We start from the raw sequence: 21,008 nt of genomic DNA on the forward strand, positions 1-21,008 counted from the left end.
ATCACGCAAACTCGGCTTTGATGGTTCAGCCATATTCACTGCCCCGCCGCGATCAGATCCTGCAGTTCATCTGCATCGAACGCCTGCTCGATCAGCCTGATCGACACGACGCGCGCGAATGACGCGAGGTCGGGATGAATGAACAGATCTGAAACCGGGATCGACACGCCGATCTCCTGCGACACCCGGCTGAGCACCCGCACCGCCAGCAATGAGTGTCCGCCGAGCTCGAAGAAGTGATCGTTACGTCCGACCTGGCTGACACCGAGCAGTTCGGCCCAGATTTTCGCCAGCGCGATCTCGATTTCGTCCTCGGGCGCCTCATAGAAGCGGCGGTCCTGCCCATCCTCATGCGGCGGCGGCAATGCCCGACGGTCGATCTTGCCATTGGGGGTCAGCGGCAATTGCTCGAGCACCATGATCGTCGATGGCACCATGTAATCAGGCAGAGTGGCCGACAGCGCATCGCGCAAGGCGCGGCCGTCAAGCGTCGGCTCGCCGCTCGCATAGGCGATCAATTGACGACCGGTCCTGCTCTCGCGTGCCACCACGGCGGCGGCGCGCACGCCGCGCTGCTCGAGCAGGCGCGCCTCGATCTCTCCCAGTTCGATACGGAAGCCGCGGATCTTCACCTGCTGGTCCGCGCGGCCGACATACTCGATCACGCCGTCTGCCCGCCACCGCGCCAGATCGCCGGTCCGGTAGAGACGCGCGCCGCACCCGCCGAACGGATCCGGGACAAACCGTTCCGCCGTCAGCGCGCCCCGGTTCAGGTAGCCTCGCGCCAGCCCAACACCGCCGATGAACAGCTCGCCGGTGACACCAACGGGTGCGATGTTGAGATCGGCGTCGAGAATGTAGGCGGACCTGATACCAACCGGCCGTCCGATCGGTGCCGGCTGGCCCGGCGTCAACGCGGCGTCGTCGACGAGCCACGCTGTCGGCGCGATCACTGTTTCGGTCGGGCCGTAGGCGTTGACCAGAAGGTCTATGTCGGCGGCCTGGCGGAGCGCCTTGATTCCGCTATCCGACCAGGCCTCGCCGCCGACAATGCACGCCCTGATCGCAAGCCGGCGCCCACTCTGCCGCAACGCTGCACTCAATTGATCCGCATACGCCGGCGGCAGAAAGATCGTCGAGACCGAGTTTCTCGCAATCTCATCGACGAGGTCGTCGATCAATAGGCCTGGCCTGGACGGCAGTACGAGCGAGCCGCCCGTCATCAGCGGCACCAGCCAGCGCTCGTGCGCAATGTCGAAATTGATCGAAGCCGACTGGAATTCCCGGTCGTGGGAAGTCATGCGATACAACCGGCCGATCGCTTCGCAATGCATGGCCAGTGGCCCGTGCGTTACAGCCACGCCCTTCGGCGTCCCGGTCGATCCCGACGTGTAGATCACATACGCCAGGCTATCCGGATGGATCTCGAGATTCAGATTGGCTGCATCTTCGCCGACGGGCCGCTGCGGTTCGTCGATGCACCAGGCCTCGACGCCGGTCTCGCGTAGCACCGGCGCGAGAGGTTCGAGCAGCGCGCTTTTCGTCAATACCAGTGTCGCCGCGCTGTCGCGCAGCATGTAGGCGAGCCGCTCGGCCGGGTAATCCGGATCGAGCGGAAGATAGGCGCCGCCTGCTTTCAGGACAGCCAGCAGCGCGACCGTCATTTCAGGGCTGCGCGCCAAGGCGATGCCGATCAGGCGATCCGGACCGGCGTCGAAGTGGCGAAGCCGCCGCGCAAGCTGGTTGGCCCGCGCGTTCAACTCGCCATAGCTCAGGCGCTGGTCGCCCCACACAATCGCAAGGGCAGAAGGCGCCCGTGCGGCTTGCGCCTCGATATGCGCGACGATGCTGACATATGAAGCACCTGTCGCCAAACGGCCGGCGCCGCTCCATTCCAGGATTCGCCGAACCTCGTCACCGGCGGATAATCCGAGATCGCCGATCGGTCGCTCCGCATTGGCCGCGATCCGCTCCAGCAATCCATGCAGGATGTCCCGAAGGCGCCGGATGGCAACATCATCAAAGCGGGCGCGATCGTAGTTGAATTCGAGATCGAGCCGTTCGCTTCCGGCAAATACGGCAACCGCCAGCGCATAATTTGTCGGCGTCACATGCTGCACCCGTCCCAGCCGCGGGCCGCTCTCCCCCGTCCGTCGCAGCGCCTCATCGATCGGATAGTTTTCGAATACCAGAATGCTGTCGAACGGCGCCTGCCCGGCCTGGCCGGCAAGGCGCTGGATTTCGTAGAGCGGCGTCCAGCCATGCTCGCGCAAGGCCAGGTTCTGCTCCTGCAACTGACGCAGCCACTCACTGACTCGCACTTGCGGGCTCGGCACGTCGACAATCGGCAACGTATTGATGAAGAGGCCCACCATCTCCTCGGAGCCCGACAGGTCTGCCGGACGGCCCGACACGGTCACCCCGAAACAGACGGCGGCCTGCCCCGAATGCCGCCGCAACAACTGCGCCCACGCGGCCTGCACGAGCGTATTGAGCGTCACGCGCTCGCGCTTCGCAAACGCCTTCAGGCGTTCGGTTAGCTCCGGATTCGCGGAAAGCGCAATGCTGGCGTGTCCCTCCCCCGATGCCTTATTCGTAACCGGCGCATTCGCCAGCAGGGTCGGCGCTTCGAGCCCTGCCAAAGCGTCGCGCCAGAATTTTTCGGCGCCTGCGTGATCGCGGCCCTGCAGCCAGGCGATGTAGTCGCGATAGCTGCCCTGTACGGCTGGCAGCGCGCCCCCGCTGACATGCTGCAGCACCTCCGCAATCAGCCGCGCCGAGCTCCAGCCGTCGACAAAGATGTGATGATGGGTCCAGATCAGCCAGTGACGCTTGTCGTCGAGCCGGATCAAGCGCACCCGCTGCAACGGCGGCTGAGAGACGTCGAAGCCGTTCTCGCGCTCGCGCCGCGACGCGTCCGCCAGCGCGGCATCCAATTCAGCTCGTCCGCCGTTGCGTTCCAGCGCTGCCGTCCGGCTGCGCCAATCCTCTTCGACGAACGGTACCCTCACATGACGGTGCACGACCTGCTGGGCCGCGCCGGACAGGTTCTGCCAGACAAAGCCGGTCCGCAAGGCGGCGTGCCGGTCACTCACCGCTTGCCACGCGGCTCGAAGCTTGCTGGAATCGAAACCGAACAGCTCGAGCCCGACCTGGTTGACATAGGCGTCCTTGTCGCCATCCCGGACCGCGTGGAACAGCATGCCCTGCTGCATCGGCGATAGCGGATAGATGTCCTCGATGCTGCGGAGATCGAAAGTCGTCCCCAACCGATCGAGATCGGCCTGATCGAGCCCGGACAAAGCGACGTCCGAAGGCGTGAGACCAAATGCGCCGCCGCAGCAATGCGTAACCAGTTCGCGCAGGGCCGTTTCGTAAAGCTCCGCCAGCCGCTCGACCGTCTCTCGCCGATAGCGCTTGCGTCCATATCCGAAGGACAAATGAAGACGTCCCTCACGCACCAACCCGGTGATGTTCAGCCATCCCCGCAACGGAGCGGCGACGCTGCGCGACGCACCTGCGCTCTCGGGCGCGAATCCGAAGAGCGAGGAAGCCCCCACGCTGCCGTCGAAGCGGCCGAGATAGTTGAAGACGACCTGCGGCTCCGCTAGTCGCGCCAGCGCGCTGCGCTGGTCCTCGGAGCCGAGATAGCGCAACACGCCATAGCCAAGCCCGCGGTTCGGAATAGCGCGAAGCTTTTCCTTGACCGTCTTGATCATGGAGGCGTCGTCGCCCGACCCGTCGGGGAGTCGCACCGGGAAGGCCGTCGTGAACCACCCGACCGTGCGGGAAATATCCGCTCCGGGAAAGATGTCCTCGCGGCCATGGCCCTCGAGCTCGACCGTAACACCGTCGCGCTGGCTCCAGCGCGACACGGCACGCGCCAGGCTCGCCAGCATCAAATCGTTGACCTGCGTCCGATAGGCGGAGGGCGCCTCCTGCAGCAACCTCGAGGTCACTTCGGTATCGAACACCAGTGACACCTCTTCGCCGTCACCGACGCGATCGATGCCGCCATGATTGTCGTCGCATGGCAGGCTTGGACCCGCCGCACAGTCGAGCCAAAACGGCAGTTCGTCAGCAAGCTCCCTGGAAGTCGCGTAGGAATGCAACCGCTCGCCCCAGGACGCATAGGACTCGCTCTTCGGCGGCAGCGTCACGACGGCGTCTCTCCTCAACTGGTCGTACGCCGAGGCCAGGTCTTCCAGCAGGACCCGCCAGGATACGCCGTCAACAACCAGATGATGGATCGCGATCAGCAGCCGCTGGCTGCCATCCGCAAGGTCCATCGCCACCGCACGCAGCAACGGGCCCAAGGACAGCGACAGGCTTTCCTGCGCGGCCGATGCAAGCGCGGTGACCTGTGTCGCGTCCTCGACATCGGTACGAATCCACAGCAACTCCGATGGCGATGGTGGAGTGCCCTGCGCCGCGCGCCATGCGCCATCCACCTGCGCGAACTGCAGGCGCAGCGCATCGTGATGATCGACGATTGCCGTGAGCGCACGCTGCAGTGTCTCCCAGTCCATCCGCGCTTGCGGCACCAGCAGCACTGACTGGTTCCAATGGTTTCGGTTGCCGATGTCTTCGCCGAAAAAGCGGGTCTGAATTGGCAGCAAATGACGCATGCCGGTGGCCGCATTGGTCGATGCCTTTGCGGCCGAACGCTCCTTCCTTGCCGTAGGTGCTGTCGCGACGGCGGCGACGGCTGCTAATCCGGCCACGGTCTGTTGGCCGAAGACCTGCTTCGGCGTCAGGCCAATGCCGCGCTTGCGCAGGCGTGCGATAATCTGCAGGCTGAGAATGGAATCGCCACCAAGCTCGAAGAAATTGTCATTGCGGCCGATGCGTTTGCGACCGAGCACCTCGCGCCACACCGCCGCAATCTGTTCCTCGGTATCTCCAAGCGGCGCGGAATAGTTCGCGGCGACCACATCTGCAGCCGGATCCGGTAGCGCCTTGCGGTCGATCTTGCCGTTTGGCGTCAGCGGCAGGCGCTGCAGAATAATAATATGCGACGGCAACATGTATTCCGGCACCACCGCAGCCAATTGCTGCTTGATTACATCCGGCTTCGGCGTGACGCCCATCGCGGGCACACAGTATGCAACGATCTCCTGGCGTTCGGCGCTGTCGCCGATGGTGCGCGCGATAACCACCGCGTCACCGATCCCCTGCAGCGCCTTGATCGCGCGTCCGACTTCGCCAAGCTCGATGCGATAGCCGCGTAGCTTGATCTGATCATCGCCACGGCCGAGGAATATCAGCCGGCCGGCTCGATCGCAGCGAACGCGATCGCCGGTTCGATACAGCCGCTCTCCGGCCGGCCCAAACGGGTCCGGAATGAAGCGCTCGGCAGTCAAGCCGGCCTCGCCACGATAGCCGCGAGCGACGCCGGCACCTCCAATATAGAGTTCGCCGGATACGCCGATCGGAACCTCGTTGAGCGCATCATCCAGAACGTGGGCACGCAGATTGGCGATCGGCAGGCCAATGGGAATCGCGCCTGTCTCGCCTGCTGGCCCACATTCATGCGTGACTGCGCCGACTGTCGTTTCCGTCGGTCCGTAGTGATTCAGAATTCGGCATTGCGGCCGCAACTGCCGGATCTCGTTCAACAGCGCGGGATCGCTGACCTCGCCACCGAGGATCAGCGCATCGCTCGGCAGGAGATCGGCCGAGCGTGACGCCTTGAGCAGCCCTCGCAGATGGCTGGGCACGATCTTGAGAATACCGACTTCGCCGTCCCGCATAGCTTTCGCGAACGCATCCGCATCGAACACCACTTCGGGCGGCAGCAGATGCAGCGTCGCGCCGGAGGCGAGCGCGCCAAACAGGACGGTGTGGCCGAGATCCGCCGCCACGGTGGAAACCATCGCCATGCTCGCCATCGGCCGTGGCTGCAGGCGCTGCAGCAGGGCATGCACATAATTGGCCAACGCGCCGTGCGAAACGGCGACACCCTTCGGCGTTCCGGTCGATCCGGACGTATAGATGACGTAAGCGGTTTGCGCCGGGTGGATCAAATTGTCGACCGGCACGCTCGATATGTCGTCGCGCGCAGCTTCGGCTACCGCATCGAGCACAGCGCAATCGAGCGCACGCGCTTCCGCCAGCTTATCGCTCGCCGCCAGCACGATTTCGATGCCGGCATCCTTCAGGATGCGCCTGATGCGCTCCAGCGGCCATTTCGGATCGAGCGGCACATAGGCGCCGCCCGCTTTCAGCACACCAAACAGGGCGACAACAAATGCCGGCGAGCGCTCGATCCACAGCGCAACCGGCACCTCGCGCGTCACGCCCTTGCTGGCAAGCATGTGAGCGATACGGTTTGACTTTCGCTCCAGCTCGGCGAATGTCAGCGTCTCGCTGCCGCACCGGATGGCGACTGCGGCCGGGCGATCGGCGGTTGACGCGCGATAGAGACCAATGACATCGGTCAATCCGAATACAGCTGCCTCGCTCGGCACCGCCTGGCGGTTCGCATCGACTATGACGAAGTCCGATATCCGCCGCTCCGCGTCTTCCGTAATCTGGCGCAGCATCGAACCGAACTGCGCCGCCAGCCGCGCAATCGTCGGGGAATCGAACAGATCGGTGGCGTAGTTGAATGTCGCCTTCATGCCGCTGGCGCCATCGACGACATCAAGCGCAAGATCGAAATGCGAACCCGCGAGGTCTATGATGTCGATCTCGGCGGTGAGCCCTTCAACGCTGTCGAACCCGCGCGGCGCCGTCATGTAATTGAACTTGGCCTGGAACAGCGGATTGTGCCCACCGCTTCGTTCAGGGCGCAGCCCGTCGACTAGCATTTCGAACGGCAGATCCTGATGCGCCAGCGCCTCGATCACCGTGTCCTTGACCTGCCGGAGCAGGTTCGGGAAAGTCGCTTCATCGGCAATCTCGGCACGCAACACCAGCGTGTTGACGAAGCAGCCAATCAGCCGCTCGAGCTGTGCGTGACGGCGCCCCGCTACCGGCACGCCGATGCGCAAATCGCTCTGCCCAGTATAGCGATACAGCAGCGCTTGATATGCACCAAGCAGCAGCATGAAGACGCTCACCCGGTGTTTTGCGGCGATCTCCCGAAGCCTGGCGGCCAGCGCACCGTCGGTGGCAAGCCCGATCGTATCGCCGGCATGGCTTTGCGTTGCCATATGCGGCCGGTCATGGGGCAGCGCCAGCACGGGGTGCGTGTCACCCAGCTTTGCGCGCCAATAGGCGAGCTGCCGATCCCCTTCGCCAGCAGCGAGCCAGTTTCGCTGCCAGACCGCGAAATCCGCATACTGCATCATGGGCACCGGCGGCCGGCCTGCGTCGTGCCCGATGCCGTTGCGGTAGAGTCCCGCCAGCTCTTCGAGCATCACATCGAGCGACCATCCATCGACGACGATGTGATGAGCAAGCAGCAGCAATTCATGCGCATCATCTGCGCACTGAAGCAGCACCGCCCGCAATAGCGGCCCATTGACAAGGTCGAACGGCTTTCCGAGTTCGGACCGCCTGATCTCCCCCGCATGTTCAGCGGGACATCCGCGGAGATCCCTGTGCCTGAAATCGACGTCGAGGGCGTCGTGAATAACCTGCCTTGCGCGACCATCCGTTGCGACAAACGTGGTGCGCAGCACTTCATGACGCTGAACGATTTTCGTGATTGCCCGCGACAAGGCGGCATGGTCGAGCTTTCCCTTGAGCCGGATCGTGCTCGCGACCGTATAGGCGGTACCGCCGGGGTCCAAATTCCAGAGAAACCACAGCCGCTCCTGGGCATGGGACAAGGTGGCGCGGTCGGCCGGCGTCGCCCGCTGGATCGGAGGAAGCGCCCTTTTTGCGCCGTCGCGCAACAGGGCGTCGATATGATCCGCGAATGCGGCAAGCTTCGGAGTGTCGAAAAAGCTGCGCAGTTCCAACTCGACGCCGAAGCGTTCGCGGAGCGCGGCGGCGATCTGTCCAGCCGTGATCGAGTTTCCGCCCAGCACGAAGAAATCGTCCTCGCGATGCACCGCCTGGACGCCAAGCGCCTCGCACCAGATCGAGGCCAGCGCGCGCTCGGTATTGGTTGCGGGCGCGGTCAGTGGCGCTCCGTGCCGCCGCCGTCCTCGCTCAAACACCATAAAACTGTCGAGCGTGTTGTTGGCCCAGCCGGCGGCGCAGGCGGAGCGCTGCAGTTTTCCGCTTGTCGTCAGCGGCATCGCTTGCGGATTTAGCAGGACGATGACGGCCGGATATTCCTGCGCCTGCCGCAGCACGGCCTCGCCGATCGCATCGGCGAGAACTTCGGGATCGCTGCGCTTGAGAACGGTGCGGCTGAACTCTGCCGCGACGCCGATGCTTTCCCGTCCATCGATCTCGACCGCAAACGCGGCAACCCGTCCGCTGCGAACGGATTCGACCTCGGCCTCGACCGCCTGCTCGACGTCAGTCGGATATACGTTCTGCCCGCGAACGATCAGCAGGTCCTTGAGCCGGCCCGTCACGATCAGCGTACCGTCCTGAATGAAACCGAGATCTCCGGTACGCAGCCAGCGCGCGCCGTCACGCTCGACGAAGGCTTTTTGCGTGGCCTCAGGATTATTCCAGTATCCTCGCGCGACACTGGGACCGGCGACCCAGATCTCGCCGACTTCGTCAGCCGGTGCCGCAGCCGATCCATCGATGCGCATGATGCGCGTGACATGGCCCGCGACCGTCCGGCCGCACGCCACGAGATCGCTGCCTTGGTCGGCGGTTGCGACGCGGCCCGCCGCAAGCGCCGCCATATCGAGCGTATGGCTGACCGTCTCGGTGGTGAGCTCACCAGCCGTCACCAGCAGCGTCGCCTCGGCCAGACCGTAACAGGCGGTCAACGCACATCGCTTGAACCCCGCCCGCTCGAACCTCTCTCCGAACCTGCGCAGCGTGGTCTGGCGCACAAATTCCGAGCCGGAGAATGCGAACTTCCAGCGGCTGAGGTCGAGCCGGTCGATCGTTTCGTCGGAAATGCGGTCGGCACACAGCGCGAAGGCGAAATCAGGTCCACCGCTCATCGTGCCGCCGTGACGATCGATGGCCTCAAGCCAGCGTCGCGGCCGCTCGAGAAAATTGCGTGGCGACATCAGGACGGCGGTAAAGCCCGTAAACAGCGGATTCAACAACCCGCCGATCAGTCCCATGTCGTGATAGAGCGGCAGCCAACTCACGAAGACGTCGTCGAGCGTTCCCGCGGCCACGGCCTCGATGGCCTTCTCATTGGCCGTCAGGTTAGCATGCGAGACGCAAACGCCTTTCGGCTGCGAGGTCGATCCGGACGTGTACTGCAGGAAGGCAATCGCATCCGCCTCCGGCCTCGTCTCACGCCACTCCCCAGCAAACGCCGCCGGTATCGCATCTACCGCGATGATCTCTACATTCGCCAGTTCGGGAAGTGCCGCTTCCACGGCACCAAGCAGTGCGGTGTCCGTCAGTATGAAGCGAGGCGTCGCGTCACGCAGAATGCCGTTGAGACGCCCTGCATAGCGCTCGGCGCCGCCCTCCGGCGGATAGGCCGGGACGGCGATCACGCCCGAATACAGGCAGGCATAGAATGCCACGGCATAGTCGAGGCTGCTGGGCAGCAGGATCACCGCGCGCTCCCCCGCGCCGCCCAACTGCTGCAGGTACGCCGCGGCGGATCGAATCCGGGCGTCGAGACCGGCAAAGGTCAACTCGTCGGCGACGCTGTCTCCCTCCAGGAAGCGCAACGCGATCCCGTCCGGCCGTAACGCGGCATGGCACCGTAGCCGTTCGACGAGGTTATCTCTGTACATCTTTTCGAATCCAGTTCGCCCGCAACGACGACTATTCTCGCCGCCCGAAAATGCCGATCATCCCTGCCGATGCGCTTCCGCCATGGCGACGATCACCTTGCGCGGCCCCTTGAACGGCGCCCGCGCATGCGCGGTGAGCATGTTGTCAAGCATCACCACATCGCCGGCTTGCCAGGGAAAGCTGATCTTGTGCGCTTCGAGAACATTGCGGACCGTGGCGAGCGTTTCATCGTCGATCGGCGAGCCGTCGCCGTAGAAGACGTTACGCGGCAGTTCAGTCTCGTCGCCGACCACGTCGAGCAAGCTCTCGCGGACTTCCGGCTCGAGGTTGGAGACGTGAAACAAATGGGCCTGATTGAACCAGACCCACTCTCCCGTTACCGGATGCCGTGCCGTCCCCTGGCAGATCTGGCGCGTGCGAAGCTCGCCGTCTTGCTTCCATTCGCATTCGATGTCGTGCCCGGCGCAGTAGGCCTCGACCTCCGACCTCGACTCGGTGCCGAACACTTGCTGCCAGTCGACGTCGAGCCCGTTGCCGTAGTTTCGCACATACATCACGCCCTTCTCGGCGAAGCGCTCCCGGATCGCCGCCGGCATGTCGCGATAGATGGCGCGGCTGTCGGCGATCGGCGTTTCGCCACCCTCCTGCGCCGGCTGCATGCAGTAGAACCAGATCTTCATCGGCCAATCGCGCGTATAGGCCTGCTCGTTGTGCAGCGGGATATGCTGGTGCGGCGGGTATTCCGTGGACGTGTAGACGCCGGAGGTAACCTGCGAGCGCGGCGTCGATCCAAACTCGTACGTGAGCAGCGGATGACCGAAATCGGCCGCGAACGCCCGGAAGGCGTCAGGACCGTCGAGAGAGAAATCGCGAAACACGATGCCACCGCAATCAGTCAAATGCCGGTCGATGGTATCGCGCAGCATCGGAAGCGCCGCGCCAAGCGGCTGCCCGGCCTTGTCAGCCCTGAGCAACAACGGAAGACTTTTGCCTTCAATGAGTGGCTGGACGGAGAATACGCTCATGATCCTCGCTCCGATGCGAACCAATCGATCGCCCCGACCGTCGGGCCAGGGCCGATCCGATCAGGCCGAGCAGTTCGGCTTGCTGCGTGTGAATGAAGAAGTGATGGCCCGGCAGCACGTCGAGCGTGAATTCCGCCGACGTTTCCTGCCGCCAGGCCTGTAGCGATTCGCGGCTGGTCTCGTCGTCGGCCCCGCCGACGGCGTGCACGGGACACGACAACGGATGCCGCGGCCGATAGATATAGGCGCCGCACATCAAAAAATCGGCGCGGAGCACCGGCAATGCCGACCGCATCAGCTCCGCATTCGACAACGCCTCATCCGGCGTGCCCTGTAGATCGCGGAGCTCCTTCAGCAACGCCTCGTCGCTCAATGGCAGGCACCATTTGCTGCCGTCTCGAACGGCCGGCGCCTCGGCGCCCGAGGTAAAGAGAATGGCCGGCGCGGGCGCGCCGCGATCACGCAGGAAATGCGCGAGTTCGAACGCAATCAGCGCGCCGAGGCTATGCCCGAACAGTGCATAGGGACGATCAAGCTGCGCGTGAAGTTCTGATGCGAGCTGCCATGCAAGTGCGTGCGGGTCGGTCGCCAGCGGCTCGTCCATGCGCGCACCGCGCCCGGGCCATTCCACCGGGTAGACATCGATCCATGACGGCAGAAGCCTGCGCCACCGCGCATAGAACATGGCGCTGCCGCCGGAGTAAGGCAGACAAAGAAGCCGCATCGGAAGACAAGGCTCCGTTGGCTTAAGCCGACTTCTGCGGCGCCGTCTCGTCCATGAATTTGCGCAAGCTGAGCGGGCGCATGTCGGTCCACACCTGTTCGATGTGTTCAAGACATTCCTTCTTGCTGCCCGTCTTGCCCACCGCTTTCCAGCCGCCCGGAATTTCCTTGAACGTCGGCCAGATGGAGTATTGCTCTTCGTGATTGATAACGACGGTGAAGGTGACGTCGTCTCTGTCGAACACCATCATGGTTCGGTCCCTTTTGAGAAAACGAAAGCAATGGCGTTTGACTAGGTCAGAAGCAAATGATGGTCAAAGCAATATCGACGACGAAGTTTTTAATAGCTCCAAGTTGGCGATAGCGTGACACGATGCAACCTCCGCGCTTGCGAGCCGGTGTGCATGACAAGTGACGGATTGGCAAAGCCATACGCACTTTCTTTCAATTCTAGCTCGCTAGGCGGGAACCTTTTTCGGTTTTCGAATCACACATCCAACGTCCGATGATTTTTCATCGCGTTGTCATCAATTTCGATCAGTCAATTTTGCGACACCATCAGATCAAAGAAATGCCGCCGCGGATGAGATCCGCGGCGGCACGAATTGCAGGTGATTGGATTGACGCGACGTTCAGAAGTTGAACGTCGTCGACAAGAGATAGGTGCGCGGGGCCGCAAGCGTGATCACGCCGCTGTAGGCCGAGGCCCAGTAGGCTTCGTTGAAGACGTTCTCGATGTTGGCGCGGACCACGATCGGCTTTCCGTTCCAGGGCGAGGTGAAGGTGTATCGCGCTCCGATGTCGACCCGCGTCCACTCAGGCAATGTGAGAGTGTTGGTCACGTTGACATATTGCGGACCGGTATAAATGACCCTTGCCGAGAGCGTCAGGTCACGCATGAACGGCGTGTCCCACTCCGCGCCGATGTTGGCGGTGAGCGCTGGCACGCCAACCGCCTTTTTGCCATTGTTGCTTGGGTCTTGGGCCTGTTCCTGCACGCCGTCGATCAAGGCTAGGCCACCAAGCAATCGAATCGCCGGCGTGATTTCGCCGAATACGTTGATCTCCGCACCGCGGTTGCGCTGTCTGCCGTTGAGTTGCTGGGTCGCAGTCACACCCGAGCCCACCGTGATGATGCTCGGCTGATTGATGTCGAACACACTCAGCGTAGTCGTGATACGGCCTGCGTCGATCTTCACGCCCGCTTCGGCCTGTTGGGTCTGCGCGACCGGAAACACAGTCCCGCGATTGGCATAGATGCCACTGACGACAGTCGGTGTCTGGAGCCCTTCGATATAATTTGCGTAGAGCGAGATATTCTCGACCGGCTTGACCAAGATGGCATAGGCCGGGCTCCACACGGATTCTTCCTGGAAGGGCCGACTCGGAGTGGCGGGGGTTGGCAAGAAATTTAGCACCTCGCTTCCAGCCGTCTGACGACGAAGGCCGACCGTGAACTGGACGCGCTCGTTCAGCATCGACATGGTATCGGTGACGCCGATGCTCGACACCCTCACACCGGTAATCTGATTGGCAGCGAGAAACGTGAAGTTGGGCTTGGGAATGTTGGTCGGCTCGTTGTAGAGGTTCCAGAAGATAATGTCGGCGACAGGGTTGTTCGAACGCGTCCGGACCTGCTGCGTATAGGTTCGGTCGTTGATGGAATAGTTGGCGTTCAGCGCATGATTGATCGGGCCGGTGTCCACCGTTGCACGAACGCCCGCTTCACCCGCGAGCGTCTCGAACGTCTCCTTGCCGGCAAACGGTCGCGACCACAGGCCTCCCAATTGGAACGTCGCTGGTATCGCTGGATTGGGCGATAGGAGACCCGGCACCGCATTGGAGATGTTGGGCGAAGGATAAGCATAGTTGATATTGCTGTCGTGATAGCCAAACGCCGCATAGGCGGTTAGCGAGTCGGTGACATCAACCTCGCCTTTTACGGTCGAAAAGAAGTCCGTCGGCGCATAATAGGCCCACGGAACCTGGAAATTGTGTCCGGCTTTTGGCGGCGGAGGAATAATGGTTGTTGTGGGAGCGACTGTAAAGAAACGCAAGGGCGGCTTCAGATTGTCGGCCTGGTAGCCGACATCAACCTCCATGCGCGCGTTCTCACCGCGGTAGTCCAGACCGAGGTGAACGTTGCCAAATTCGTCGGTCTGACGATTCCAGGGCGTGTTGCCGTTTGAATAGGTGCTGTTCAGCCGAATGCCCCACTCCTTGCGGTCGCCGTAGCGCCGGCTGACGTCCATATGTCCGCCGAACTGCGATTTCGAAACATAGGTCCCCGTCAGCCGCGTGATGTCGACGTCGAGAGCATGCTTGGTGATGAGATTGATGCTGCCGCCGACCGCACCACCGCTCGAAACACCGGTACCGCCGGTGGTCATGCCGTTGAGCACGGCGCTCGGGCCTTTTAAGACCTCGACGCGCTCAATGAAATTTGCCCCGATGGAGTAGTATGGCGCGATTCCGTACAGGCCGTTCAACCCGAAATCGCCGCTGTCATAATAGAAGCCGCGGACGAACAGACTGTCGGCGCCGCCACCCGCCGCCTGCACCACTCTTACAGAGGGATCATTCGCCAGCACGTCACGGATGGTTCGAGCCTGTTGATTTGCAATCAACTCCGCCGTGTAACTGGTCTGGTTGAACGGCGTATCCATTACGCCGCGATTGCCGAGAAGTCCGAGGCTCCCGCCCGTCGCCACCTGTCCGCCGGCATAGGGCGCGGGCGGAGCACCGAGCGCGCCGGTCGAAGGCGTCACATAGGGAACCGGTTCGACGCGACGCGGCGCCGGCGCAGCGACCCGCCGCTGCACGCGCGACGTGGACGTTTGCGTTCTCCGTGCTGCTGCGGGGCGCGCGCGTTGCTGGCTTGGAGCATCGACGGTGACGGGTGGCAAATTCTGCCCGAATGCGCTCAAGCCGCCGGCAAAATCCAGAGAGAGCGCAAGATAGCTCACCGCTCCCAGCGAAACAGCGCGCATAACATTTCTGGCAGCGACTCGATGCGTCATACTTCCACCCCAAAGGCCCACAAGCAGGTTCCGGCTCGTTCTAACTTCTGAGGTGGAAACGGCGAGTAGAAGCCATCTAAGGTAACGAAGCGTGCACATAACGGATTGCGCTAGTGGCGATGAGGCAACACCTCACGCTTTTCGAATCGCTCTAAACCGTATGAAGTTTTTAAGCGTTCTAATTTGTGAGGTGAACGCGAAGTCGAATGCAGCGCTCGGCCGAGTCGTGATGTTTTGCTGTGCAGCGATATCTGGAAATTGATGCGCAACGCGCGGATGAAGACCCGCGAGCCGACTTCGATCAGCTCGTCCGGAAAATCGTAGTCCGGCGCATGCAGGCCGGCATGATCCCGACCCGCGCCCAGGAAAAACATCGCAGACTTCGCTTCGCGGTTGAACAGACCGAAATCCTCAGAGCCGCGCAGCGGTAGCCCACGCGCGGAGTGCGCGATGCCTTCGGCATCAAGCGCGTTCTTCAGATGAATGACGGCCTCCGGCGCGTTCATGCAGTGAGCGAATACATCGCGATAGGCGATCTCGACCTTCAGCCGCTCGTCTTCTGCAACGCGTCGAGCCAGACTCTCGGCCTGCAAGCGGATGCTTTCCATCTTTGCGTCCGTCAGTGTTCTGAGCGTCAACCAAGGCTCGGCATGTCCGGGCGAAATTCCAAACGCCGGCTCGCCCACCCGCGCGTGGGTGATCGTGACCATCGAAAATTCGCGGTTCAGTTCGCCGCCCTGCCCCAGTGCAGGGATTTCGTTCAGCAGCCGGACTATGGCTGCTTGCGGCGAAACGCCGAACTCCGGATTCGACGCGTGCGCCGTTCGGCCAAACAATGCGATCTGCATGCCGCGCGAGGCGCAATTAACCAGGCCTTCTGCGATGGCAACTTCGCCCAGCGGGAGGCCCGGCAGATTGTGCAAGGAAAACACGAAATCCGGCCGGACCTGCTGAAATTTTTTGTCGGCAAGCACAGAAGCTGCGCCCGATCCATCCTCTTCAGCGGGTTGGAACAGCAACACGGCCCGCCCGCAGCGCGGACGCGTTCGGCCGAGATCGCGCGCCACCGCTGCGAGGATCGTCATGTGACCGTCATGGCCACAGAGATGCGCTTTTCCCGGCACCTCGGACCGACGAGGAATCGCGGATGTCTCTTGAATCGGCAATCCGTCCAGTTCTGCCCGAAGCATGATCGTCGGGCCGGGCGTACGCCCGTGATAGATCCCGGCCACGCCATGCCCGCCCAATTCCGTAATGACCTTGTCAGCCCCGGCCGCCCTAAGAAACGCTTGCACGGTTTGCGCAGTCTCCTTCTCCTGCCCCGACAGCTCCGGCATGCGGTGCAGTTCGCGGCGCCAGGCAACCAATTCGGGCAGATCCTGTTGAGCGAGACCATGAGCTATCCCCGAGTACGTGACTGTCCAGACGATATGGCGGACTTGAAAAATTCATCGATCATACGCAGTCGGATTCAATCTCCCTTTCGAGATGTTCCAAAACCACTCAGTCCGCCTCCCGGTGAGAAGCCGACGGCAGGCTGCTCCCGTCACTTCCCGCCGGATTTTTTGATCGCAACATGTTGTGATAGCCGCGCGAGCTCGAGCGGCCTCGATCCGCGGCGATCGGGAATATTGACCATGATGGAGGAGAGCGCGGCATAAGCCGTCAAACCATTGCGCAGGGAATGCCGGGATGCTCCGGCTGTACCTGTATGCCCCGTGTGCATTTCCTTCCCATGTCGGCACACGAGACCGCGGGTGCTAGCCGGTACCCGGCATTCCCTGCACCCTCCATTTCGAGGGCGAGACTGGCAAGCCCCGGACGCGCCATGCGCCGCGGGAACGCGGGTCTGTGTTCGGCTTTGGAAGGGAATCGGCGGTTGACTCGGGAACCGCCAGCAATCAGAAAAAGTCCTGAAAAACGAATGGCAAGAATAGTTGAAGAATAATTGGTCGGAGTGGCAGGATTCGAACCTGCGACCCCTGCGTCCCGAACGCAGTGCTCTACCGGGCTGAGCCACACTCCGACTTGGAACGCGGCTTATAGCCTTGGGTTTCGGCGACCGCAAGCAGCCGAATTAAGGAAATTAATCACAGTGAATGTTGGCCTGAAAACGCAGATTTTGCCCGCCGGCGAGGCGGCCGTGGCGGCTGCCGCGCGTGCACTTTCAAAAGGCGGGCTGGTGGCGTTCCCGACCGAGACGGTCTACGGCCTCGGCGCCGATGCCACCAATCCGGCCGCGATCGCCCGCCTCTACCAGGCCAAGGGCCGGCCCGCCTTCAACCCGCTGATCGCCCATGTCGGCGATCTCGCCGCCGCGCGGCAAATCGCCCGGTTTGACGCGGCTGCGACGGCGCTCGCCGAAGCGTTCTGGCCCGGCCCGCTGACGCTGGTGCTGCCGAAGACGGAAGGTTGCGCAGTCGCCGATCTCGCCACGGCGGGCCTCGATACGGTTGCGGTCCGCATTCCGGCCCACCCGGTGGCGCGCGACATCCTGCGCGAGTTCGGCGGCCCGGTTGTCGCGCCGTCCGCGAACATCTCGGGCCATGTCTCGCCGACCACCGCAGCCCATGTGCAGAGCGACCTCGCGGGGCGGATCGACCTGATCGTCGATGGCGGTGCGGTCGAGGTCGGCGTCGAATCGACCATCGTCGGCTGCTTTGACGCGCCGATGCTGCTGCGCCCCGGCGGCCTGCCGCGCGCCGAGATCGAGCGCGTGCTTGGCCGCGCGCTGGTGCAGCCGGCGGATGCCCAAAGCGAAAGCGGGCAGCCGCTGGCGCCGGGCATGCTGGCCTCGCATTACGCGCCGCGCGCGCGTGTGCGGCTCAATGCCGTCGCGCTCGAGCCGGGCGAAGCATTGCTCGCGTTTGGCCTCGGAGCAATTTCGGGAATTGACGCCGCCTCGAGCGTGATGAATCTGTCGGAGCGCGGCGATCTCGACGAGGCCGCCGCCAACCTGTTCGGCCATCTTCGCGCGCTCGACAGCAAAGGCGCGCGCACCATCGCGGTGGTGCCAATTCCCGACGAAGGATTGGGCGAAGCCATCAACGACCGGCTGCGCCGCGCAGCGGTGGGGCGGGAATGAAAGAGAAGAAAATGAATATCGTCCAAGGATCTGTGCAAGGATCTGTGCAAGGTTCCGTGCCGCCACTTCCCGCCGAGTTGATCGCAAAATTTCGCGCTATTGTCGGCGACAAATATGCGGTGACCGATGCCGCCGATATTGCACCCTACGTCACCGAGGAACGCGACCTGTTCCACGGCCGCTCGCCTCTGGTGCTGCGACCGGGTTCGACGGCAGAAGTGTCCGCGATCTGCAAGCTCGCCAGCGAACACAGGATCGCGCTGGTGCCGCAGGGCGGCAATACCGGCCTGGTCGGCGGGCAGACGCCGCATCATGGCGAGGTCGTCGTGTCGATGCGGCGGCTGGATAAAATTCGCGAGATCGATCCCGCCTCCAACACCATGACGTGCGAGGCCGGCGTGGTGCTGCAGATCGCGCAAGCTCGCGCGGCCGAAGTCGATCGCCTGTTCCCGCTGTCGCTCGGCGCCGAGGGCAGTTGCACCATCGGCGGCAATCTCTCCACCAATGCCGGCGGCACGGCGGCACTCGCGTATGGCGTAGCGCGCGAGATGGCGCTCGGGCTCGAGGTCGTGCTGGCGGATGGCCGGATCCTGAACGCATTGTCCAAACTGAAAAAGGACAATACCGGCTACGATCTGCGCAACCTCTTCATCGGCGCCGAGGGCACGCTTGGCATCATCACCGCGGCGACGCTAAAGCTGTTTCCGAAGCCGCGTGCAGTGGAGACCGCCTATGTCGGTCTCCAATCGCCGGCGCAGGCGCTGAAACTGTTGTCGATTGCGCAGAATGAGGCCGCCGGCAGCCTGACCAGCTTCGAATTGCTGGCCGACATCGCCGTCGATTTCAGCCTGCGTCACGGCATCGACATCCGTGATCCGCTCTCGACCAAGCACCCCTGGTACGTGCTGATGGAATTGTCGTCCTCGCGCGACGACGCGCGTGACGCGCTGGAAGCGATCCTCGCCAAAGGAATGGAAGAAGGCATCGTCGATGATGCCGTGATCGCGGCAAATCTCTCCCAGCGCGCCGCGTTCTGGAAACTGCGAGACGAGATGTCGGCGGCGCAGAAGCCGGAAGGCGGCTCGATCAAGCACGACATCTCGGTGCCGGTTGCGGCCGTTCCTGCGTTCATCGAGGAAGCCAATGCGGCGGTTGTAAAACTCATTCCGGGCTCGCGGCCGGTGCCGTTCGGCCATCTCGGCGACGGCAACATCCACTACAATGTCAGCCAGCCGATCGGCGGCAATACCGCCGACTTCATGTCGCGCTGGCATGAGGTGAACGAGGTGGTGTTCGCGATCGTGCTGCGGATGGGCGGATCGATTTCCGCCGAGCACGGCATCGGCGTGCTCAAGCGCGACGAACTGCCCGACGTCAAGGACAAGGTTGCGATCGAACTGATGCGCGGCATCAAGGCGATGCTCGATCCGCTCGGCATCATGAATCCGGGCAAGGTGCTGTGACAGCACCCGCGACGAAGCCCGTGCCTGCGCTCTCCATCACCGACATCGTGGATGCCGACGTCGCGGCCGTGATCGCGGTGTGGCAGACCTGCGGCCTGACGCGGCCGTGGAACGATCCCGCCAGCGACATTGCCCTCGCCCGCCGCGGGCCGAACTCGACCGTGCTGATCGGCCGCGAGGGTGGCGCGATCGTCGCGACCGCCATGGTCGGCCATGACGGCCATCGCGGCTGGGTCTATTACGTCGCCACCGATCCCGATCGCCGCGCGCAAGGCTATGGCCGCGCCATCATGAACGCGGCCGAGGACTGGCTGCGCGCGGCGGGCATACCGAAACTGCAATTGCTGGTGCGGCCGGAAAACTCTGATGTCGCCGCGTTCTATCAGTCGATCGGATTCGGCGAGCAGCAGATCCTGTTCTTCGCGAAATGGCTCGACGGCCGCGAGCCGCCGCGGTGAGCTGAGGGATTGCCATGAGCCTCGCAGATCGTGTCCGCGTCAAGAACGTCAGCGTGCTCTCCGACCGGCACTATCGGTTGGAGGAAGTCGAGTTCGACTATCGCCGCGGCAGCGGCGAATGGCAGACGATGAAGCGGGAGGTTTTCGACCGCGGTCATGCCGCCGCGCTGCTGGCGTACAATGTCGCAAACCGCACCGTCGTGCTGACGCGGCAGTTCCGCCTGCCGCCCTATCTTGCCGGTCACGACGATTTCATGATCGAGGCCGCCGCCGGCATGCTTGACGACGAGACTCCCGAGAATCGGATTCGTGCGGAGGCGGAGGAGGAAATCGGCTATCGATTGCACGATGTGCGCAAGGTGTTCGAGGCCTTCATGAGTCCCGGCTCGATTACGGAGAAGCTGCACTTCTTCGTCGCCGAATACGAAGCTGCGATGCGCGTCGGCGACGGCGGTGGACTGGCCGACGAAGGCGAGGACATCGAGGTGCTGGAATTGCCGATTGACCAGGCGCTCGCGATGATATCGGACGGCCGCATCGTCGACGCCAAGACGATCATGCTGCTGCAATACGCAGCGCTGAATATTTTTCGGTGATTTGCATCGCCCTCAAAACAGCGAGCCCTGCCCGTCATCCTCCGGCACCGCCGCCACCTTACGCGGCGCAGCTCGCTTCGCAGGTTTCGGCTCCTCCGCCGCACGCTCCTCCTCCGTGATCGGCAGCAGCAATTGCGCATCGTCATTGACCACGCGGTTGACGCGGGCGGAAATCTCGTGCCAGGCGAACTCGCCCTCAGTCGGCCCGCGCAGCAGCGGCATGACATCCTCGGCGTCGTGGATGCGGCCGTCGAGCCAGCGCTCGAATTCGTCAGGCGCGATCGTCACGGGCACGCGGTGATGCAGCGTGGCGAGATCGCGGCTCGCGGGCGCGGTGACGATGGCGACGCCGTCAGTCTCCTCACCGTTCGGCCCCATCCAGGTCTCCGCGAGTGCGGCAAAGCCGACGGGACGGCCGTCGCGGCGATGGATGAAGAACGGCCGCTTGCGGCCGCCAGCGTCCTGCCATTCGTAATAGCCGTCTGCCGGGATCAGGCAGCGCCGCCGCTTGATGGCGTTCTTGAACGCGGGCTTGTCGAGAACCGTCTCGGAGCGCGCGTTGATCAGGAGCGTAAATTTACGGGGATCTTTCACCCAAGCCGGCACCAGGCCCCAGCGCATCAGCCGGAAATGGCGGCCGCCATTCTCGAGAATGACAACCGGAACCGGTTGAGTCGGCGCGATATTATACCGCGGCGGGAAATTGGGTTGTTCGATATAGCCGAAGATCTGCCGAAGCGCCTCCGGCGGCGAGGTGATGACGAAGCGTCCGCACATTATCTGACCAACATAAGCTTCTGTTTAATAGGTGTTAACCCCAGATGTTAACAGTGGGACGGATGACCTCCACGG

The 21,008-nt window shown here is 63.0% G+C and carries 11 protein-coding genes and 1 tRNA gene; 4 read left to right on the forward strand and 8 right to left on the reverse strand.

What is annotated here, in order from left to right:
* Window positions 1-35 precede the first annotated feature (35 nt).
* The 7 genes from IVA95_RS08040 to IVA95_RS08070 form a co-directional block, all read right to left on the reverse strand.
* Window positions 36-9,785, reverse strand: coding sequence for a non-ribosomal peptide synthetase (locus IVA95_RS08040; protein ID WP_247510021.1), 9,750 nt, complete (start codon window positions 9,783-9,785; stop codon window positions 36-38).
* 57 nt (window positions 9,786-9,842) lie between these two features.
* Complete coding sequence (locus tag IVA95_RS08045) at window positions 9,843-10,811, reverse strand: TauD/TfdA family dioxygenase (RefSeq protein ID WP_247510022.1); 969 nt, start codon at window positions 10,809-10,811, stop codon at window positions 9,843-9,845.
* On the reverse strand, window positions 10,780-11,535 hold the full coding sequence (locus IVA95_RS08050; protein ID WP_247510023.1) for an alpha/beta fold hydrolase: 756 nt from the start codon (window positions 11,533-11,535) through the stop codon (window positions 10,780-10,782). The genes IVA95_RS08045 and IVA95_RS08050 overlap by 32 nt, the downstream gene beginning before the upstream one ends.
* A gap of 22 nt (window positions 11,536-11,557) precedes the next feature.
* Complete coding sequence (locus IVA95_RS08055; RefSeq protein WP_247510024.1) at window positions 11,558-11,785, reverse strand: MbtH family protein; 228 nt, start codon at window positions 11,783-11,785, stop codon at window positions 11,558-11,560.
* Between the two features lie 381 nt (window positions 11,786-12,166).
* On the reverse strand, window positions 12,167-14,524 hold the full coding sequence (locus IVA95_RS08060; protein WP_247510025.1) for a TonB-dependent receptor: 2,358 nt from the start codon (window positions 14,522-14,524) through the stop codon (window positions 12,167-12,169).
* Window positions 14,525-14,664: 140 nt separating this feature from the next.
* Window positions 14,665-15,921, reverse strand: coding sequence for an amidohydrolase (locus IVA95_RS08065; protein WP_256470169.1), 1,257 nt, complete (start codon window positions 15,919-15,921; stop codon window positions 14,665-14,667).
* Between the two features lie 582 nt (window positions 15,922-16,503).
* A tRNA-Pro gene (locus IVA95_RS08070) sits at window positions 16,504-16,580 on the reverse strand.
* Between the two features lie 69 nt (window positions 16,581-16,649).
* Between IVA95_RS08070 and IVA95_RS08075 the strand changes: the two genes are divergently transcribed.
* From IVA95_RS08075 to IVA95_RS08090, 4 genes are read left to right on the forward strand one after another with little or no spacing between them, the layout of a single operon-like run.
* On the forward strand, window positions 16,650-17,639 hold the full coding sequence (locus IVA95_RS08075) for an L-threonylcarbamoyladenylate synthase (RefSeq protein ID WP_247510026.1): 990 nt from the start codon (window positions 16,650-16,652) through the stop codon (window positions 17,637-17,639).
* An 11-nt stretch (window positions 17,640-17,650) separates the two neighbouring features.
* Window positions 17,651-19,102 (forward strand): FAD-binding oxidoreductase, encoded by a 1,452-nt coding sequence (locus IVA95_RS08080; RefSeq protein ID WP_247510027.1) that lies wholly within the window; start codon window positions 17,651-17,653, stop codon window positions 19,100-19,102.
* 20 nt (window positions 19,103-19,122) lie between these two features.
* A complete protein-coding gene (locus IVA95_RS08085) occupies window positions 19,123-19,560 on the forward strand; it encodes a GNAT family acetyltransferase (protein WP_247510028.1) in 438 nt (145 codons plus the stop codon).
* A gap of 14 nt (window positions 19,561-19,574) precedes the next feature.
* Window positions 19,575-20,156 (forward strand): NUDIX domain-containing protein, encoded by a 582-nt coding sequence (locus tag IVA95_RS08090; protein WP_247510029.1) that lies wholly within the window; start codon window positions 19,575-19,577, stop codon window positions 20,154-20,156.
* Between the two features lie 12 nt (window positions 20,157-20,168).
* Here the strand turns inward: IVA95_RS08090 and IVA95_RS08095 are convergent, their stop codons facing one another.
* Window positions 20,169-20,933: an SOS response-associated peptidase gene (locus tag IVA95_RS08095; protein ID WP_247510030.1), complete on the reverse strand. Its 765-nt coding sequence runs from the start codon at window positions 20,931-20,933 to the stop codon at window positions 20,169-20,171.
* Window positions 20,934-21,008 lie beyond the last annotated feature (75 nt).

The organism is Bradyrhizobium sp. 157, assembly GCF_023073815.1.
Classification (GTDB): Bacteria; Pseudomonadota; Alphaproteobacteria; order Rhizobiales; family Xanthobacteraceae; genus Bradyrhizobium.

What these genes read in the sequence shown, in the direction of transcription:
- IVA95_RS08040 (WP_247510021.1), bottom strand. Translation starts at nt 9,785, where the DNA reads ATGTACAGAGATAACCTCGTCGAACGGCTACGGTGCCATGCCGCGTTA.
- IVA95_RS08095 (WP_247510030.1), bottom strand. Translation starts at nt 20,933, where the DNA reads ATGTGCGGACGCTTCGTCATCACCTCGCCGCCGGAGGCGCTTCGGCAG.
- IVA95_RS08090 (WP_247510029.1), top strand. Translation starts at nt 19,575, where the DNA reads ATGAGCCTCGCAGATCGTGTCCGCGTCAAGAACGTCAGCGTGCTCTCC.
- IVA95_RS08050 (WP_247510023.1), bottom strand. Translation starts at nt 11,535, where the DNA reads ATGCGGCTTCTTTGTCTGCCTTACTCCGGCGGCAGCGCCATGTTCTAT.
- IVA95_RS08080 (WP_247510027.1), top strand. Translation starts at nt 17,651, where the DNA reads ATGAATATCGTCCAAGGATCTGTGCAAGGATCTGTGCAAGGTTCCGTG.
- IVA95_RS08055 (WP_247510024.1), bottom strand. Translation starts at nt 11,785, where the DNA reads ATGATGGTGTTCGACAGAGACGACGTCACCTTCACCGTCGTTATCAAT.
- IVA95_RS08060 (WP_247510025.1), bottom strand. Translation starts at nt 14,524, where the DNA reads ATGCGCGCTGTTTCGCTGGGAGCGGTGAGCTATCTTGCGCTCTCTCTG.
- IVA95_RS08045 (WP_247510022.1), bottom strand. Translation starts at nt 10,811, where the DNA reads ATGAGCGTATTCTCCGTCCAGCCACTCATTGAAGGCAAAAGTCTTCCG.